An 18,832-nucleotide genomic window follows, 5' to 3' on the forward strand; every position below is an offset into this window, starting at 1 on the left:
GCACGCATGAGCGCCACCCCCGTCAAGAGCGTGTGCCCGTACTGCGGCGTCGGCTGCGGAATGGTGCTGCACGTCGAGGATGGCGAGGTCGTCAAGGTGTCCGGCGACTCCGAGCATCCGACCAACTTCGGGCGGCTGTGCACGAAGGGCTCGTCCGCGCACGTCGCGTTGCGCCGCTCCGGGCGGCTCGATCGCGCGTTCGTGCGGCGCGCGCGGGAGGACGATCTCGTGCCGCTGCCGGCCCGCGACGCGATCGCCGAGACCGCGCGGCGGCTGCGCGCGGTGCTCGACACGCACGGGCCCGATGCGCTGTCGTTCTACGTGTCGGGGCAGATGTCGATCGAGGCGCAATACCTCGTGAACAAGCTCGCGAAGGGCTTCGTCGGCACCAACAACATCGAGTCGAACTCGCGCCTGTGCATGGCGAGTGCGAGCACCGGCTACAAGCAGTCGCTCGGCGCGGACGGCCCGCCCGGGTCGTACCAGGACTTCGATCGCGCGAACCTGTTCTTCGTGATCGGCGCGAACATGGCCGACTGCCATCCGATCCTGTTCCTGCGGATGATGGATCGCGTGAAGGCCGGCGCGAAGCTGATCGTCGTCGATCCGCGCCGCACCGGCACCGCCGACAAGGCCGACCTGTTCCTGCAGATCCGGCCGGGCACCGATCTCGCGCTGACCAACGGGTTGCTGCACCTGCTGCACGCGAACGGCCGCACCGATGCCGCGTTCATCGACGCGTACACCGAAGGCTGGGACGCGATGCCCGCGTTTCTCGCCGACTACACGCCTGAGCGCGTCGCGGAAATCACGGGCCTTGCCGAAGCCGACATCCGCACGGCCGCGCAATGGATCGGCGACGCGCAGGAGTGGATGAGCTGCTGGACCATGGGGCTCAACCAGAGCACGCACGGCGTGTGGAACACCAACGCGATCTGCAACCTGCATCTTGCGACGGGCACGATCTGCCGCCCGGGCAGCGGGCCGTTTTCGCTGACCGGCCAGCCGAACGCGATGGGCGGGCGCGAGATGGGCTACATGGGCGCGGGCCTTCCCGGCCAGCGTTCGGTGCTGTCCGACGACGACCGGCGCTTCGTCGAGAACCTGTGGCGCGTGCCGGCCGGCACGCTGCGCAAGGAAACCGGCAACGGCACGGTCGACCTGTTCGAGCGGATGGCGGCCGGCGACATCAAGGCGTGCTGGATCGTCTGTACGAATCCGGTCGCGACCGTGCCGAACCGGCAGAACGTGATCGCGGGGTTGCAGGCCGCGGAGCTGGTGATCGCGCAGGACGCATTCCTCGACACCGAGACCAACCGCTATGCGGACATCCTGCTGCCCGGCGCGCTGTGGGCCGAGGGCGACGGCGTGATGGTCAACTCCGAGCGCAACATGACGCTGATGCGCGCCGCGATCGCGCCGCCCGGCGACGCGCTGCCCGACTGGCGCATCGTCGCGGAGGTCGCGCGCGCGATGGGCTTCGGCGATGCGTTCGACTATGCGTCGGCGGCCGACGTGTTCGACGAGATCGTGCGCTTTTCGAATCCGGCGACCGGCTACGACCTGCGCGGCGCAAGCCACGCGGCGCTCCGCGACGGCCCGGTGCAATGGCCGGTCGCGCCGGGCACCGCGCGCGAGCGGCACCCGATCCGCTACCTGAACGACGGCGTGAGCCAGACGGCGCGCGCGGCCGACGGCGGGCACGACGCGCCGCGCATCGCGTTCCCGACGCCGTCGGGCAAGGCGCGCTTCTTCGCGCGGCCGCACGTCGCGCCGGCCGAACTGCCGGACGACACGTTCCCGATCGTGCTGAACACCGGGCGGCTGCAGCATCAATGGCACACGATGACGAAGACGGGCAAGGTGCCGATGCTGAACAAGCTCAATCCGCGCCCGTTCGTCGAACTGCATCCGGACGACGCGCTCGCGCTCGGCATCGCGACGAAGGACAGCGTCGAGATCCGTTCGGCGCGCGGCCGCGCGGTGCTGCCGGCCGTCGTGACCGAGCGCGTGCAGCGCGGCAACTGCTTCGCGCCGATGCACTGGAACGACGTGTACGGCGACGACCTGTGCATCAACGCGGTGACGAACGACGCGATCGATCCGGAATCGCAGCAACCTGAACTGAAATATTGCGCGGTCGCGCTGACGCGCGTCGACACGGACGCGTTTGCGTCCGACGACGACAGCACGGCGCAGCCCGATGCCACCGCTGCCGATGCCGATGCGCGGCCCGCGCCGGCGACGGTGCAGATCACGGCTTCACAGGAATCCGACATGGCAGACCTCGACACTTTCGCGGCGGCGCTCGGCGTGGCCGATCTCGCGCCGCCGCCGCTCACCGAGGCGGAGCGCCTGTACGTGGCCGGCCTCGTCAGCGGGCTGAAGGCGAGCGCCGGCCGGCGCGAAGGCGGCGTGCCGGTGCTGCCGGCCGGCGCGCCGCTCGCGCCGCCGGTGCGGTTCTGGCTCGACGGGATGCTCGCGGGGCTGTTCAGCCGCTCGCTGCCCGCCCACCCGACGGACGGTGCGGCGCCCGCGCTGCCGGGCGAGGCCGCCGCGCCCGGCGGCGTGCGGATCGTGCGCACGCGTCCGAAGGTCGTGCTGCTGTGGGCGTCGCAGACGGGCAACATCGAATCGCTGACCGAGGACTACGCGACGCAGCTGATGAACGCGGGCTTCGAGATCCGCACCGCGTGCATGTCCGACTATCCGGTCGCGTCGCTGGCCGGCGCGCAATACGTGCTGCTGATGACGAGCACGTTCGGCGACGGCGATGCGCCCGACAACGGCAGCGAGTTCTGGGATGCGCTGCAGGCCGACGGCGCCGCGCGCCTCGATGGCGTGCACTTCGCGGTGCTCGCGTTTGGCGATCGCAACTACGACCAGTTCTGCGGCCACGGCCGCCGGCTCGACGCGCGGCTCGCGGAGCTGGGCGCGGCGCGCTTGTGCGCACGCGTCGATTGCGACGTGGAGTTCCAGCGCGATGCGGACCAGTGGCTCGAGCGCGTGGTCGCGCGGATCAAGGACGCGGATGCGGCGCTGCACGCGGTGCCGTCCGCCGGATTGAGCGCGTCGGGGCTGCTGCCGACCAAGGCGCGTCCGGCGCCGTCGAAGCTCGTCGCGAACCTGCGGCTCAACCGGCCGGGCGCCGCGAAGGACACGCGCTACGTGTCGCTGTCGACCGAAGGCGCGAACCTCGAATACGAAGCCGGCGACGCGCTCGGCGTGTGGCCGACCAACTGCCCCGAGCTGGTCGACGAGTTGCTGTCGGTCACCGCGCTGAAGGCCGACGCGCCGGTGTCGATCGAGGGCGTCGGCGACATGCGCCTCGGCGACGCACTGGCGCGCCACTTCGACATCACGCGCCCGCACCCCGATACGCTCGCGTTCATCGCGTCGCGCAGCGCGAACGGCGCGCTGAAGGCGCTGCTCGGCGACGATCGCAAGGCCGACCTTAAGCAATGGTTGTGGGGACAACAGCTTGCGGACGTGCTGCACGAGTTTCCGGTCGAGCTGTCGGGCGCGGAGCTGGTCGCGATGCTGAAGCGGCTGCAGCCGCGCCTGTATTCGATCGCGTCGAGCCCGAGCGCGCATCCGGGCGAGATCCATCTGACGGTGTCGGCCGTGCGCTATCACAACGGCCGGCGCGCGCGCAAAGGCGTCGCGTCGACGTTCCTCGCCGATCGCGCGGACGACGGGCGCGTGCCGGTGTTCGTGCAGAAGTCCGCGCATTTCCGGCCGCCGGTGAACGGCGACGTGCCGGTCGTGATGGTCGGCCCCGGCACGGGCGTCGCGCCGTTCCGCGGCTTCCTGCACGAACGGCAGGCGCGCGGCGCGCGCGGACGCAACTGGCTGTTCTTCGGCGAGCAGCATGCGCAGACCGACTTCTACTACGGCGACGAGCTCGAAGCGATGCGCGACAGCGGCTTCCTGACGCGGCTCGATCTCGCGTTCTCGCGCGACCAGGCCGACAAGATCTACGTGCAGGACCGGATGCGCGAGCAGGGCGCCGAGCTGTACAAGTGGCTGGAGGAGGGCGCGCACTTCTACGTGTGCGGCGACGCCGCGCGCATGGCCAAGGACGTCGATACCGCGCTGAAGGCGGTCGTCGCCGAGCACGGCGGGATGTCGGACGAAGCCGCGAACGACTACGTCGCGCGGCTCGCGAAGGCGCGGCGCTACATGCGGGACGTGTATTGAGCGTATCGGCGTCCCGGCCGGATCGTGCCGGCGCCACGGCCGGCCCTGCAACGATGCGCCGGACGGCGCATGATGGCGGCTTCACTCACGCAGCCCAGGAGTCGCGTCATGACGGCACGCCGGAATTTCCCGCTTCGAACTCTCGTGATGGCCGCATCGCTGGCCGCCGCCGCACTCGGCTGCGCGCCGGCTGCCGCCCAGACGTCGACCGTGCCGACGGGCACGGCTGCCGCGACGCCCGACAACGCGGTGCTGCTGACGGTCTTTCTCAAGCACGACCAGTCGCGCCCGCTCGCCGAACTCAACGCGCAACTTGCGAAGCAGGGGTTCTACAAGGCGTTTCCGCCGCCGGGGGTGGAGGTGGTGAGCTGGACCGTGACGATGGGAATCGGGCAGATCGTCGTGCTGCGGCTACCGGCATCGCGCGTGCGGGAGGTCAATCGCGTGCTCGAGGACACGGCGTGGGGCGCGTACCGGACCGAGTTCTACCCGACCTACGACTACAAGGCGATTGGGCTGGCAGAGCACGAGCGGGCAAAGTGACGATGCGTCACGATCCGTCCCCTTTCCCTGAAACCCGCTCGGGCTCGCGGTTTTTGCTCATTCGGGCGGGGCGGCCGGGAGAATTCTTCCCGATTGCGCGATTCGTCATTCAACTGACGAAAAATCACCGGCGGTTCCCGGTATGATGCGCACCGTGCGCATGATTTGATGCGCCATTGATGCGGCCGGCGCGCCCAAACCGCCCGGTGCGAGACCGAAAGACTCTGTAACATAAATTCCGTATACTCGTCGGTTCTGATTCAGGCGCCCGTGCTTCGGACCTAGGCCGGCCGCCCTCGCACAACAACCAGATTCGTCGCCGCCCGGCCGTCCCGCGCCGCGACAAGCTATGCACCGCCACTGAACAATCTATGTCTTCCCGCCACTCTGGTCCGCCCGGCCGCGCCGCGGCGGCGATCGCCCGTGTGTCGACGCTGATCCGCAACGAGCGCGTGCTGTCGCCGCTGCTCGCGCTCGGCATCGGCCTGCTGCTGATCGTGGTTTTCCAGCACCTGTCCGAATCCGTCGACTACCGGTCGGTGATCCGCCAGCTGCGCCACATGTCCGTCGGCGAATGGGGCGCATCGCTCGCCGCGACGGCCCTCAGCTATCTCGCGCTCGTCGCCCGCGATGCGGTCGGCCTGCGCTACGTCGCCGCGAAGGTGCCGCGCGCCGCGCTGTGGATCGGCTCGATCGCCGGCTCGGCGCTCGGCAACGCGACCGGCTTCGGCGCGCTCACGGGCGGCGCCGTGCGCGCGCGCGTGTACGGCGTGTCGGGCGTCACGCCCGCGCAGATCGGCCGGATGACGGTATTCACGAGCGGCACGCTCGCGCTCGCGCTGGTGCTGATGACGGCGGTCGGCATGGTCTGCGTGCCGCAGACGCTCGCCGCGATGCTGCATGTCGCGCCGGGCGTGCTCACGTGGAGCGGCGGCGCGCTGCTCGTGCTGCTGGCCGTCGTGGTCGCGATGTGCGGCAACACCGCGCGTCCGGTCGTCACGCGCTTCAAATGGCTCGCGTTCGACGTGCCGGCACGGCGCGACCTCGTCGCGCAAGTCGTCTACGCGGTGCTCGATGTCGTGGCCGCCGGCCTGACGCTGTGGGTGTTGCTGCCGGTCGCGCCGGTCGGCTTCCCGACCTTCATCACGGTCTACGCGGCCGCGCTGCTGCTCGGGATGATCGGTCATACGCCGGGCGGGATCGGCGTGTTCGAAGCCGCGATGGTGTTCACGCTGGGCCGCGAAGTGCCCGCGCACGCGATGGTCGCCGCGCTGATCGCCTATCGCGCGATCTACTTCGGCGTGCCGCTCGTGCTGTCGGCCGGCCTGCTGGCCGGCTTCGAGGGCCGCGCGCTGCGGCGCCGGCTCGTGTCGCGGCAGGCCGCGCGCGTGTCGCAACTGGCGCCGCTGTTCCTGAGCCTCGTGACCTTCGCGGTCGGCGGGATGCTGGTGATCTCGAGCGCGACGCCCGCGTTCTGGCACCGTATCGCGATCCTGCGCAACATCGTGCCGCTGTGGGTGCTCGAAGGCTCGCAGGTGATCTGCAGCGTGCTGGGCGTCGCGCTGCTGTTCGTCGCGCGCGGGCTGCTGCGCCGGCTGGACGGCGCGTGGTGGATGACCTTCGCGTTGACGCTCGCGAGCCTCGCGCTGTCGCTGGCGAAGGGCCTGGCGTTCGTCGAGGCCGGCGTGCTCGGCACGCTGCTGGTGCTGCTGCTCGTCAGCCGCCGCCGCTTCAGCCGGCATTCGTCGCTGCTCGCCGAGCGCTTCACGGTGAGCTGGTTCGTGTCGGTGACGATGGTGCTGATCCTCGCGGTATGGGTGCTGTGCTTCGCGTTCCGCGATGTGCCGTACACGCGCGATCTGTGGTCGCATTTCTCGTTCGACGCACGCGCGCCGCGCGCGCTGCGCGCCACGCTCGCGGCCGGCGTGTTCGTCGCGCTGTTCGCGCTGTGGCAGCTGCTGCGCCCCGCGCCGGGCCGCTTCGTGAAGCCGGTCGCGCAGGACTTGCTCGACGCCGAGCAGATCATCCGCGCGCAGGAATGCAGCGACGCGGGCCTCGCGTTGATGGGCGACAAGTCGTTCCTGTTCTCCGAATCGCGCCGCGCGTTCCTGATGTACGCGAAAAACGGCCGCACGTGGGCCGCGCTGCACGATCCGGTCGGCCCGCGCGAGGAATGGCCGGCGCTGATCAGCAAGTTCATTGCGCTGGCGCACGCGCACAGCGGCCGCGCGGCGTTCTACCAGGTGCGCGCGAACGCGCTGCCGCTGTACCTCGACGCGGGGCTCACGCTGATGAAGCTCGGCGAGGAAGCGCACATCGCGCTCGACCGGTTCGACCTGAAGGGTTCGAACCGTTCGCATCTGCGCTACGCGCTGCGCCGCGGCGACAAGGACGCGCTGACGGTCGAGGTGATCGCGCCGTGCGACGTGCCGGCCGCGCTGCCGTCGCTGCGCGACATCTCGGACGGCTGGCTCGACAGCCGCGATGCGCGCGAGAAGAGCTTCTCGGTGGCCGCGTTCCACGACGGCTATCTCGCGACGCAGTCGGTGATGCTGGTGCGCCAGGCCGACAAGCCGATTGCATTCGTCACGTTCATGACGACCGACCTCAACACCGAGGCGACGGTCGGCGTGATGCGTCATCTGCCGGAAGCGTCGCCATATGCGATGGAGTATCTGTTTACGCAGCTCGCGCTGCATCTGAAGGAAGCGGGGTTCCGCAAGCTGAGCCTGGGTATCGCGCCGTTCTCGGGGATGGGGGCGGCGAAGATGCCGTCGCCGTGGCACCGGCTCGGGCTGATGGTCTGGCGCTTCGGCGGCCGTTTCTACAACTTCCGTGGCTTGCGTGCATTCAAGAGCAAGTTCGAGCCGCACTGGGAGCCGCGTTATCTCGCGGCCTCGGGCTCGGTCGGCGTGTTCGTCACGCTCGCGGATCTATCCCTGCTGGCTGGAGGTCGGCGCTCATGATGTTGAAGAAGGGTATCGCGCAGGCGGCAGTCGCCTGCGCGGGAATGATGCTGGCCGGCGCCGCGTTCGCGGCGCAGCCGGCGGCGGCGAAACCGGAAACCGTGTCGGGCGGCCGCTACGGCCCTGTGACCGTGACGAAGCCGAGCGGTCCGCTGCGCGGCTTCGTCGTGCTGTTCTCGCGTGAGCGCGGCTGGGGCGCCGCCGACCAGCAGGCGGCCGACGCGCTCGCGAAAGCGGGCGCGATGACGGTCGGCGTGGATTCGGCGCGCTATGCGGCGAATCTAGCCGCGAAGCAGGAAACCTGTCACCACCTCGACGGCGACGCCGAGGCGGTCAGCCACCAGCTCGAACGCCTCGCGCAATCGGCGCGTTACTACACGCCGATCGTCGCGGGCGTGGGCCAGGGCGGCGCGATCGCGACGCAGATCCTGTCGATGGCGCCGGAGAATACGATCGCCGGCGTCGTGTCGGTCCAGCCGGCGGCGAAGCTCGATGCGCGCTTCAAGCCGTGCCCGCCCGATCCGACGATCGTGCGCCGCGCGATGCCGGGCTTCGTCGAAACGGCCGCGGCCGGCGACACCGCGAAGCTCGTGTCGCTCGTCACGTCGCACCTGCACGACACCAGCAGCAACGACGAGCTCGACGTGTCGGATCTGCCGCTCGTCGAGCTGCCGGCGAAGGGCGGCAGCGACCGCCTCGCGATCGTGATCTCGGGCGACGGTGGCTGGCGCGATCTCGACAAGACGATCGCCGAGGCGCTGCAGCGCGACGGCGTGTCGGTGGTCGGCATCGACAGCCTGCGCTACTTCTGGAGCGAGAAGCCGCCCGCACAGGTGAGCCGCGACCTGGCGCGCGTGATGCGCACGTACATGGCGCGCTGGCATGCGAACCGCGTGGCGCTGGTCGGCTACTCGTTCGGCGCGGACGTGATGCCGTTCGCGTACAACCGGCTGCCGGCCGACCTGCGTGACAAGGTCGCCGTGATGTCGCTGCTCGGCTTCGCGCCGGCCGCGGATTTCCAGATCCGCGTGACGGGCTGGCTCGGGATGCCGGCGAGCGACAAGGCGATGAAGGTCGCGCCGGAAATCGCGAAGGTGCCGCCGTCGCTCGTGCAGTGTTTCTATGGCGCGGAAGAGCAGGACACGATGTGCCCGGCGCTCGCGAATACCGGCGCCGACGTGATCAAGACGGGCGGCGACCACCACTTCGGCCACGACTACATCGCGCTCGAGAAGAAGATCCTCGGCGCGTTCGGCAAGCCGGTGGCGGCGCGCTGAACGCCGGCGTCCGCTTCGCGGCGGGCGCGGTGCTTGCGGCTCATCGAACGGGCGGCCTGCGGGCCGCCCGTTTTCATTTTTTCGTTTCCTTTTCCGCTTGCGTCGCGGCGTCCTGCCGCGGCGTCGCCGTTCTCGCGTCGCGCTGATAGAAGCCGGGAAACCGGTCGAGCTGACGCTGCGCGGCCGCGAGATCGGCATCGGCAGCCAGCACCGCGCTCGAAAACCCGGTGCGCTCCATCAGCAGCAGCTGATCGATCAGCACGTCGCCCGTCGCGCGCAGGTCGCCGGCGAAGCCGAAGCGCTTGCGCAGCAGGTACGCCTGGCTATACGCACGGCCGTCGGTGAAGGACGGGAAATGCAGGTCGATGCGCGCGGCCTGCGCGATCCGTGCGGCGAGCGGCGGCAGTTCCTCGTCGTTGCCGATCGTCAGGATCGTCAGCGCAGTGGTGCCGGACGCGTTTGCGTCGTCGGCGTGTTCGGCCGGTGTCAGCAGCCGGATGCGCGGGTGCGTGCCCGCGCGTTCGTCGGTCGGTTTCATGCGTGCTCCGCGTGGTGACGTGCGTCGTTCGCCGCGGCCTTGAAGGGCTCGGCGCCGATGCGGCGCACCGTGTCGATGAATCGCTCGCAGCGCCCGTCGGCGTCGAGCCGCGCGTCGAGATACACGTTGACGAGCGCATCCACGACGTCGACGATCTCGTCCGCCGAGAACGACGGTCCGATCACCTTGCCCGGCCGGGCGGTGCCGCTCGCGCTCGAACCGTCCGAGCCGCCGAGCGTCACCTGGTACCACTCCGCGCCGTCCTTGTCGACGCCGAGGATGCCGATGTGTCCGCTGTGATGGTGGCCGCACGAGTTGATGCAGCCGCTGATGTGCAGGTCGATGTCGCCGACGTCGTGCAGCATGTCGAGATCCTGGAACCGTTCGGCGATCGCGTCGGCGATCGGGATCGAGCGCGCGTTCGCGAGCGCGCAGAAGTCGCCGCCCGGGCACGCGATCATGTCGGTCAGGAGTCCGACGTTCGCGCTGGCCAGGCCGATCGCGCGCGCGTGTTCCCACAGCAGGAACAGGTCGTCGACATGCACCCACGGAAGCACCACGTTCTGCGCATGCGTGACGCGCGCCTCGCCGGCCGAGAAGCGGTCGGCGAGCTCGGCAAGTGCGTCGAGCTGCTCGGGCGACGCGTCGCCGGGCGCCTGCAGGCGGCGCTTGAACGACAGCGTGACGATGCGCAGCGCGCGGTCGCGGTGCGCGGCGACATTGCGCGCGAGCCAGCGCGCGAACGCCGGATGGCGATTGGCGTGGGCGGTCATGCGCGCTTCGGCGGCGTCGAGGTCGAGCGTGCGCGACTTCAGCCGCGGCGGGACGAACGATGCCGCGATGCGGTCGAACTCGGCCTGCGGGATCGTGTGCGGGCCGCCGTCATGCTCGACGATCTGGCGGAACTCTTCCTCGACGTCGTCGATATAGCGCTGCCCCTCGCTCTTCACGAGGATCTTGATGCGCGCCTTGTACTTGTTGTCGCGGCGCCCGTAGCGGTTGTACACGCGGACGATCGCCTCGATGTAGTTCATCACGTGCTGCCACGGCAGGAACGTGCGCAGCAGTGTCGCGACCAATGGCGTGCGACCCATGCCGCCGCCGACGCTCACGCGAAAGCCGAGTTCGCCGGCGTCGTTGCGCACGAGTTTCAGCCCGACGTCGTGCCAGTCGGTCGCCGCACGGTCCTCGGCCGCGCCGGTGATCGCGATCTTGAACTTGCGCGGCAGAAACGCGAATTCCGGATGCAGCGTCGTCCACTGGCGCATCGCCTCGGCGAACGGACGCGGATCGGCGATCTCGTCCGGCGCGACGCCCGCGCGTTCGTCGCACGAAATGTTGCGGATGCAATTGCCGCTCGTCTGGATCCCGTGCATGTCGACGGTCGCGAGCAGGTCCATCACGTCAGCCGCCTTCGCGAGCGGAATCCAGTTGAACTGCACGTTGGTGCGGGTCGTGAAGTGTGCGTTGCCGGTCGGCAGGCGCAGCGTGCCGAGCAACGCCTGCGCGTCGCAGGCGGCGCGATAGGTGGCGTCGTCGGGCACGTCGTAGTCGCGTGCGATCCGCGCGAGCACGCGAAGCTGCGCGCTCGACAGTTCGCCGTACGGCACGGCGACGCGCAGCATCGGCGCATGGCGCTGCACGTACCAGCCGTTCTGCAGGCGCAACGGCCGGAACGCGTCCTCGCTCAGCGTGCCGTGCTGCCAGCGCTCGAGCTGGTCGCGGAACTGGGCGGCGCGGCTGTGCACGAGCGCCCGGTCGAAATCGGTATATCGGTACATGACGTGATACGCGAGATGAGCGGCGACGCAGGGACGCCGCTCGGAAGGGGACGTTGCGACGGGTGTCGGGCAACCGGAGACAGCGTAGGGAACGCGGCGCGGCGGGACAAGCAGCAGATCGGGACGAAAAGGGCGCAGCAGATCGATGCCGCGCGGGCGAACGCGGGGCATGCGCGGCGCATGCCCGGGTGAGACTCAGGCTTGCGCGGGTGCGTCGACGATCAACGCCGGATCGAGTGCGCGGATGCGCTGGTCGATGAAGTAGCCACCACCTTCCTGGTAGCGCAGATACAGCCGGCCGCACGTCACGCAGCGGCTGACGTTGCAGCGGTTGTACGGGAAGTGGCGCGGCGCGATCGGCGCGTCGTCGGACGCGTAGCGCGTGCCGGCCGGATGGTATTCGTCGTAGGTCGGCTCGGGGTCGTCCGGTGGCACGAGCGTCGCCACTTCGGCGAGCTGCGCGTCCGGCAGCGACAGCGGCAGGCTCGTCCAGCCGGCCAGCGACGTCTTCGTGCAGGTGCATGGCTGCGTGACGCCTGCGGCTTGGGCCGCGAGCTTCAGCAGCGCGGCGTGATCGAGGTAGGGCAATGCGCTCATCAGAGGGGGCTCGTGAGAAGGAGCGAAGGGGTTCGCAATGTAACCCGGATGCGCTCCTGCTGCACGGCGGCGGCGTGCGTGCAGCTTGCGTGGGCTTACCCGGCCTTGCGTACGGCCGGTTCGGCGACCAGCTCGCCGAGCACGCGAATCGCGCGTTCGATGTCGTGGCTCCACGGATGGCCGAAGTTCACGCGCACGCAGCGCTCGAAGCCGTGCGCGGCCGAGAACAGCGGCCCGGGTGCGAAGCTGATGCCGCGCGCGATCGCCTGTCGATGCAGTTCCATCGCGTCGATCGCGTCGGGAAACGACAGCCACAGGAAATATCCGCCGTCCGGCCGCACCCATTCCACGCCGGGCGGCAGCCAGCGCCGCAGCGCGTCGTCCATGCGGGCGAGCTGCGTCTGCAGCGCACCGCGCAGCTTGCGCAGGTGACGATCGTAGCCGCCATGCTCCAGGTAGTTCGCGATGCCGGCCTGCGCAGGAATGCTCGCCGACAGCGTGGTCATCAGCTTGAGCCGCTGCACCTTTTCCGCGAAACGGCCGGCGGCGGCCCAGCCGATCCGGTAGCCGGGCGCGAGCGTCTTCGAGAACGAACTGCAATGCATCACGAGGCCGTGCCGGTCGTAGGCGCGCGCGGGCAGCGGGTAGTCGGCGCCGAAATGCAGCTCGCCGTACACGTCGTCCTCGATCAGCGGCACCTCGCGCGCGGCGAGCATCTCCACGAGCGCGCGCTTCTTGTCGGCCGACAGCGTGACGCCGGTCGGATTCTGGAAATTGGTCATGAACCAGCACGCGCGGATGTCGTGTCGCTCGAGCGCGTTCGCGAGCGCGTCGAGATCGAGGCCCGTGTGCGGATCGACGGGAATCTCGACCGCACGCAGGTCGAGCCGCTCGATCGCCTGCAGTGCCGCATAGAAGCCGGGTGACTCGACCGCGACGATGTCGCCGGGCCGCGTGACGGCCATCAGGCATAGGTTCAGCGCTTCCAGCGCGCCGTTCGTGACGACGATCTCGTCGACGGGCTGCGCGATGCCGGTCGCCAGATAGCGTCGCGCGATCTGCTGGCGCAGCGCCTCGTTGCCGGGCGGCAGATCGACGACCGTGCTCCACGGGCTGACGAGCCGCGTCGCCTGCGCGAGCGACTTCGCGAGGCGCTGCAGCGGAAACAGCTGCGGCGACGGAAATGCGGAGCCGAGCGGCACGATGCCGGGCTGCGTCGCGGCGTCGAGCACCGAGAACACGAGATCGCTGATGTCGACCTTGCGGGTCGCGCCGGCGCGGCTCGCGCGGCGTTTCGCGGGCGCGTTCGCCGCGGGGCTCGCGCCCGGCGCGACGTAATAACCGGAGCGCTCGCGTGCGCGGATCAACCCCCACTGTTCGAGCAGGTAGTACGCGCGAAACACCGTCGACTGGCTCACGCCATGTTGCGCGATGATCTGCCGCAGCGACGGCAGGCGCGTGCCGACCGCGAGGTTGCCGTTGCGGATTTCGTCGGCGATCGTGTGGGCGAGGGTTTCGTAGCGTTTCATCGGTGCGGACGGGAGCACGGGGCCGCCGTGCGCGAGGTGGGTGCGACGCCGCGCCGGCGGGGGGAGGTCATTGTCCGACGGGCGCTCCGAAAAGGAAAGCGCGACGGCGGCTGCCGGTCGTGCTTGCGTGGCGCTTCCTGTGCTTCCGCGTTCGGGTGTGTCGGGTGCGGGCGTGCCGATGACCCACGACGATGTGGTCGGGGCGATCAACATACTCGCGCGAGGACACCCGCATCGACTGCACGGAATGCGTGCGCAGTACATGCCGTGTGCCGCCCTCGTTGCAACTGCAACTGCAACCGCCGACATCGTGTAACGACTTTCTCCTGATCATTCTTCATTCGCCGACACGGGATCGTTTGCGTGCGACGACACGCAATCGAACGAACGCACGTATGCCGTTTCGGCTGCGCGGACACCGTATGCGTGCGGCTTCTTCCAATTGCGCGGCTATATTTTTTATGGTCTTGTTGCACGATCGCGCATCGACTCGAAAAAAGGAAAGTCGAATGCATACGGGGAATTCGGACGGGGACCGATTGGTCAGGGGAATCGGCGCGCACCGGCGTGCGCGCCGTGCCGTGTGCGGGTTGTTTGTCGTCTTGACACTGGGCCTGCCGGGCCTGCCTGCGTGTGCCGCGTCTCCCGAAACTGTCGGCGACAACGTGCTGCGTGTGCTCGCGTGGCCCGGCTATGCGGACAGCGATGTCGTCAATGCATTTGAGACGCACTTTCATGTACGCGTCGAAGTGACGTTCGTCGATTCCGACGAAGCGTTGTGGACGCGGATGCACAGCGCATCGCCGCCGCCGTACGACGTGCTCGCGGCCAACACGGCCGAGATCCAGCGCTACGCGCGCGAAGACCTGCTTACACCGATCGACCTGTCGCAGATCCCGAACCGCCGGCGGCAACTGCCGAATTTCCAGCAGCTCGCGACGATCGGCGGGCTCGTGCGCAACGGCTCGACCTACGCGATTCCGTTCACGTATTCGTCGATGGGGCTGATCTACGATCGCAAGCAGGTGCCGGCGCCGCCGCGCTCGATGCTCGAGCTCTGGAACCCGCGCTACCGCGGCAAGGTGCTCGACTTCAACAGCGCGCAGCATAATTTTTCGTTCACCGCGCTCGCGCTCGGCTATGCCGATCCGTTTCACCTGTCGCCCGCGCAGACGCTTGCCGTCGCGCACAAGCTGATCGACCTGCGACGCAACCTGCTCACGTATTACACGCTTCCCGAAGAAGCGACCGCGCTGTTCATCCGGCATCGCGCGGCGCTGATGTTCGGCAACTACGGCACGCAGCAGGTCGAGCAACTGCGTCGCGCCGGCGCGGATGTGGGCTACGTGATTCCGGACGAAGGCGCGCTCGCGTGGCTCGACTGCTGGGGCGTCACGCGTGGCGCCGAGCATCGCGAGCTCGCGTTCGCATGGATCAATTACATGCTCGAACCGGTGATCGGCGCGCTGCTGACCGAGCGCCAGGGGCTCGCGAATACGCTCGCGCCGCCAGCCAGTCTACAGACCGGCCACCAGCACCTCGTGTGGCTCCAGCCGGTCGAGGACATCGCGCGGCGCGAGTCGCTGTGGAGCCGCATCGTGTCGGGCGACCGGCCGGAGTGGTTCGAAAAATGATCAGGCTCGGGCTCACGTCGAAGCTGTCGGTGCTGTTCGCGTGCATCGGCGTGATCGCGTCCGGCACCACCGGCTACTACACGTACCGCGCGAACCGGACGATGCTCGTGCAGGAAGCGCAGCACAGCCTGCTGATGTCGACGCACTTGCTGGGACAGCGCTTCACGACCGCGCTGTCCGACGTGGCCGACGATGCGCTCGTGCTCGCGCAGTTGCCGTCGTCGGCGCTCGTCGCCGGCGGCGACAGCGCCGATCGCGCGCCGCGCACGCGGCTCGAGCAGGTGTATCGCAGCTTCATGAGAAATCACCCCGAGTACCTGCAGATCCGGTTGATCGCACGCGGCGACTACGGGCTCGAACGGATCCGCGTTGATCGCGACGCGCGCGGCATCGTCGTGCTGCCGGAGAATGCATTCCAGGAGAAAGGGCAGTTTTCCTACGTGATCGATACGCTCGCGACGGCGCCCGGTCATATCTACCTGTCGCCGATCGAAATCAATCACGAGACCGGTTCGCATGCGGCCGAAGGGTTGCCGATCCTGCGCGTGGGCACGCCGGTCGTCGACACGGCCGGCCAGGTCGTCGGCGCGCTGGTCGTCGACATCGAACTGTCGCGCGTGTTCGACCGGCTCGAGCGCGATCTGCCGCAAGACTACGCGGTGTATCTCGCGAACGAGTGGGGCGATTTCATCGTGCATCCCGATCCGTCGCAGACGTTCGGCTTCGATCGCGGGCGGCGCGTGCTGATGCAGGACAGCTTTCCCGCCACGCGGCTGCTGTTCGTCGGCACGCGCACGAACGTGACGCTCGACGGTCTCACGCAGCCCGACGATGCGCCGGGCCAGATGTTCGCGTTCGTGCGCACGCCGTTCGGCAACAGCGAGGGCAACCGCTTCGTCGTGCTCGGCATGGCGCGTCCGCTCACGGACGTGCTGGCCCCGGCCGCGATTCTCGGCGAACGGATCATCCGGATGGTGCTGTTGCTGAGCGTGGCGGCGGTGATTCTCGCGATCCTGTTCGCGCGCGCGATCACGCGGCCGTTGCAGATGCTCGCGCGCGCGGCCACCCACGTATTCGACGATCCGGCCGCCGAACGGCTGCCCGTTGCACGGGCCGACGAGATCGGCGTGCTGGCGCGCTGTTTCGACAGCATGCGCGTCGAAATCCGCACGCAAGTCGCGATGCTGCGCGCGAAGCAGCTGGAGCTCACGCACCTCGCCGGTCACGATCCGCTGACCGGTCTGCCGAACCGCCTGTTGTTCATGGAGCATCTCGATGCCGCGATCCGGCATGCGGCCGCGGTGGGCGAGGGGCTGGCGGTGATGTTCGTCGATCTCGATCGCTTCAAGCAGATCAATGACCAGCATGGACATGCGGCCGGCGATCGCACGCTCGTCGCGGTCGCGAAACGGCTGAGCCAGGTGCTGCGCAGCGGCGACATGGCCGCGCGGCTCGGCGGCGACGAATTCATCGTGCTGCTGTCGGACGTGCGAGCGTCGGCGGTGATCGGCGATATCGCGTCGCGTATCCAGATCGTGATGGCCGAGGAACTGGAGTTCGGCGACCGGCTGCTGGCCGTGGGGGCGAGCATTGGCGTCAGCGAATATCCGGCCGACGGCGCGTCCGCCGAGGAACTGCTGGTGAAGGCCGACGCGGCGATGTATGCGGCGAAGGCGTCCGCGCAGTGCGCGTGCGTGCGTTATCAGGAGCTGCTGGGTGGCGGCGGCGGTGGCGTCGATGCAGATGCGGCCGGCCGCATGGCAGCGGGTGGCAGCCGTTGACGGCAGGCCTGCCGTTGGGGCGGCACAAACGCGTCGAGCCCGTCGCGGGACGGGCTCGTTGCAGCTTGCGCGGACGGCGCGCGATGCGCGCAGCGGCGGGGTTAGTGGCCGAAGTAGACCGAGTCGCGCGCGTTCTGCGGCTTGACTGCCGGTGCGCCGCCCTGGACGGCCGGGGCCGCTTGCGCGCCGTAGCCGCTGCCGTCGGCGGCGCGGACACGTGCTTCGGCTGCCAGGAGGTCGTTCGGGTAGTGCGGGCTCGACTGGCTCGGCTTGTAGCCGGCCTTTTCGAGCTGGACGAGTTCGTCGCGCACTTGTGCGCGGGTGACGGTGCTTTGAGCGAATGCGCCGAACGAAGCGGACAGGGCGACAGCGGCAACGACTGCGGAAACGAGCGATTTCATGATGACCTCCAATGTTCTCTACTGACTTCGCTGTCGACACAATGTCTTAAGCGATTGATTACATCGTAGGCTTCGGATGATCGACGGTAAACGCGGGTTATAGCGAAAGATCCTTGCGAGCGCGGCAATAATTGCGGGAGAAATTCGTTCCGTCCCTATTCCAGGTTGCAGGAATTGCAAAACGAGTCGGTGTACAAGATGGGGAAGCGTTCTGTCGGGCGGGCGCGAACGCCTGGCGGCATGGCGCCAGAAGAGGGAAGGACGAAGGCGTTGCAGAATCAGACGCCGTCGTCGTCGATTTCCTTGCGCTCGCGGCGTTCCTCGTTGCCGCGACGCGCGCGCAGGCGCTGGCGCGACAGGACCGCGATTACCTGCTGGGTCGGCGCGCCGGACGGCAGCTCGTTGCGGATGCGATCGGGCACCATCGGCAGGCCCGCGCGCTGCCGGCGCAGTGCCTTCGCGATCGCCCGGCGGCATTCGTCCCCGTGGCAATCCCATTCATCGCGGATTCTCTGGCAATAACGGCATTGTTCCATTCGAACAGTCTAACGCGTCTTGCGGATCGCGGCTGAGCGCGGGAGCGGGCGCGCCACCCTATCATGTGAAAAATACATGACCCGAAACAAGGAGGCGCGATGACGCTCGCGCAATTGCAGGCCCTGGCGGCCGTGGTCGAACTCGGCTCGCTCACGGCCGCGGCCGACCGGCTCAGTCGCAGCCAGTCGGCGATCAGTCACGCGTTGACCGAGCTGGAGGACCTCACCGAGGTCAAGCTGCTGTTGCGCGACCGCCAGCCGGTCGTCCTGACCGCCGCCGGCGAACGTCTGTGGCCGTATGTGCAGAACGTCGTCCGGGAAGCGCAGACATTGCGCCAGCAATTCGGCCTCGCGCGCGGCAAGCTCGAAGGGCGGCTGGTCGTCGCGTCGCTGCCGAGCGTATCGCTCGCGTTCGTCGTCCCCGCGCTCGAGGCGTTGAAAGCGGCGCACGAGGGCGTGACGGCGGTGCTGCTCGAAGGCACGGACGCGGAAGTCGAAGGGTGGCTCGAGGACGGCACCGCCGACATCGGCGTGGTCGCCGGCGCGAAGACCTTCGCGCACAATCTGCCGCTGCTCGACGAGGATTTCGTCGCGGTGGCGGCGGACGGCATGTTCGACGGCCGCAAGCGCGTGTCGGCGAAACTGTTGTCCGCGATGCCGTTCATTTTCTCGAAGGCCGGGTGCGGGCCGGTCATCGCCGATTACTTCGAGCGCAACGGTGCGTCGCTTCGCGCGGCGTTCAACGTGGTCGAGATGCGGACCATCCTGTCGATGGCCGAGGCGGGAATGGGCGTGTCGATCGTCCCGCGCATCACGCTCACCTATACACGGTTCGGCGGCCGGGTGCTGGAGCTGTCGCCCAGGCTGCAACGTAAAGTGCGGCTGTCGTGGAACGCGACCGGCAATGCGGTCGCCGACGCATTCGTGAAGCTGGTCGACGCGCAACGCGCGAAGGCGGGAAAGGCGATTCAGGCACGGACGAAAAAGGGCAGCCAGCGCATCGGCGGGCAATGACGCGATGAAGCGCGCTCATGCGCGGCTTGCAGTTT

At 68.7% G+C, this 18,832-nt stretch carries 13 protein-coding genes; 7 read left to right on the forward strand and 6 right to left on the reverse strand.

Translation table 11 applies throughout. The annotated features are described in order from the left end of the window. Positions 1-6 precede the first annotated feature (6 nt). The 4 genes from FFI87_RS22655 (at position 7) to FFI87_RS22670 (ending at position 8,986) form a co-directional block, all read left to right on the forward strand. On the forward strand, positions 7-4,200 hold the full coding sequence (locus FFI87_RS22655) for a bifunctional nitrate reductase/sulfite reductase flavoprotein subunit alpha (protein ID WP_138848948.1): 4,194 nt from the start codon (positions 7-9) through the stop codon (positions 4,198-4,200). A 108-nt stretch (positions 4,201-4,308) separates the two neighbouring features. Then, on the forward strand, positions 4,309-4,743 hold the full coding sequence (locus tag FFI87_RS22660) for a hypothetical protein (RefSeq protein ID WP_006752741.1): 435 nt from the start codon (positions 4,309-4,311) through the stop codon (positions 4,741-4,743). Between the two features lie 371 nt (positions 4,744-5,114). Continuing rightward, a complete protein-coding gene (gene mprF / locus FFI87_RS22665; RefSeq protein ID WP_138848947.1) occupies positions 5,115-7,709 on the forward strand; it encodes a bifunctional lysylphosphatidylglycerol flippase/synthetase MprF in 2,595 nt (864 codons plus the stop codon). After that, positions 7,706-8,986, forward strand: coding sequence for a virulence factor family protein (locus FFI87_RS22670; protein WP_138848946.1), 1,281 nt, complete (start codon positions 7,706-7,708; stop codon positions 8,984-8,986). Before mprF ends, FFI87_RS22670 begins: the two co-directional genes overlap by 4 nt. Before the next feature lie 73 nt (positions 8,987-9,059). Here FFI87_RS22670 and FFI87_RS22675 read toward each other — a convergent pair whose 3' ends face one another. The 4 genes from FFI87_RS22675 to FFI87_RS22690 all read right to left on the reverse strand — a co-directional run bounded on the left by FFI87_RS22675 (position 9,060) and on the right by FFI87_RS22690 (position 13,431). Then, entirely contained in the window at positions 9,060-9,524 is a 465-nt protein-coding gene (locus tag FFI87_RS22675; protein WP_138848945.1) for a DUF934 domain-containing protein, read from the reverse strand. Continuing rightward, on the reverse strand, positions 9,521-11,305 hold the full coding sequence (locus FFI87_RS22680; protein ID WP_138848944.1) for a nitrite/sulfite reductase: 1,785 nt from the start codon (positions 11,303-11,305) through the stop codon (positions 9,521-9,523). Before FFI87_RS22680 ends, FFI87_RS22675 begins: the two co-directional genes overlap by 4 nt. Positions 11,306-11,500: 195 nt before the next feature. Further along, positions 11,501-11,902, reverse strand: a complete 402-nt coding sequence (locus FFI87_RS22685; RefSeq protein ID WP_138848943.1) for a hypothetical protein — start codon at positions 11,900-11,902, stop codon at positions 11,501-11,503. 95 nt (positions 11,903-11,997) lie between these two features. After that, on the reverse strand, positions 11,998-13,431 hold the full coding sequence (locus FFI87_RS22690) for a PLP-dependent aminotransferase family protein (protein WP_138848942.1): 1,434 nt from the start codon (positions 13,429-13,431) through the stop codon (positions 11,998-12,000). A 509-nt stretch (positions 13,432-13,940) separates the two neighbouring features. Here FFI87_RS22690 and FFI87_RS22700 point away from each other — a divergent pair. Continuing rightward, positions 13,941-15,065 carry an extracellular solute-binding protein gene (locus FFI87_RS22700; RefSeq protein WP_138848940.1) on the forward strand — a complete coding sequence of 375 codons (1,125 nt, stop codon included), beginning with the start codon at positions 13,941-13,943 and terminating at the stop codon, positions 15,063-15,065. Then, complete coding sequence (locus FFI87_RS22705; protein WP_138848939.1) at positions 15,062-16,846, forward strand: sensor domain-containing diguanylate cyclase; 1,785 nt, start codon at positions 15,062-15,064, stop codon at positions 16,844-16,846. Before FFI87_RS22700 ends, FFI87_RS22705 begins: the two co-directional genes overlap by 4 nt. Before the next feature lie 101 nt (positions 16,847-16,947). On the opposite strand, the gene FFI87_RS22710 is transcribed toward FFI87_RS22705, so the two are convergent. Beyond that, on the reverse strand, positions 16,948-17,247 hold the full coding sequence (locus FFI87_RS22710; RefSeq protein WP_138848938.1) for a DUF4148 domain-containing protein: 300 nt from the start codon (positions 17,245-17,247) through the stop codon (positions 16,948-16,950). A 278-nt stretch (positions 17,248-17,525) separates the two neighbouring features. Beyond that, positions 17,526-17,783 (reverse strand): hypothetical protein, encoded by a 258-nt coding sequence (locus FFI87_RS22715; RefSeq protein ID WP_006478949.1) that lies wholly within the window; start codon positions 17,781-17,783, stop codon positions 17,526-17,528. A 99-nt stretch (positions 17,784-17,882) separates the two neighbouring features. Here FFI87_RS22715 and FFI87_RS22720 point away from each other — a divergent pair, with 99 nt between their 5' ends. Continuing rightward, positions 17,883-18,797, forward strand: a complete 915-nt coding sequence (locus tag FFI87_RS22720) for a LysR family transcriptional regulator (protein ID WP_138848937.1) — start codon at positions 17,883-17,885, stop codon at positions 18,795-18,797. Positions 18,798-18,832: the final 35 nt, after the last annotated feature.

The sequence above is a fragment of the Burkholderia sp. KBS0801 genome, assembly GCF_005937855.2.
Taxonomy (GTDB): Bacteria; Pseudomonadota; Gammaproteobacteria; order Burkholderiales; family Burkholderiaceae; genus Burkholderia; species Burkholderia ambifaria.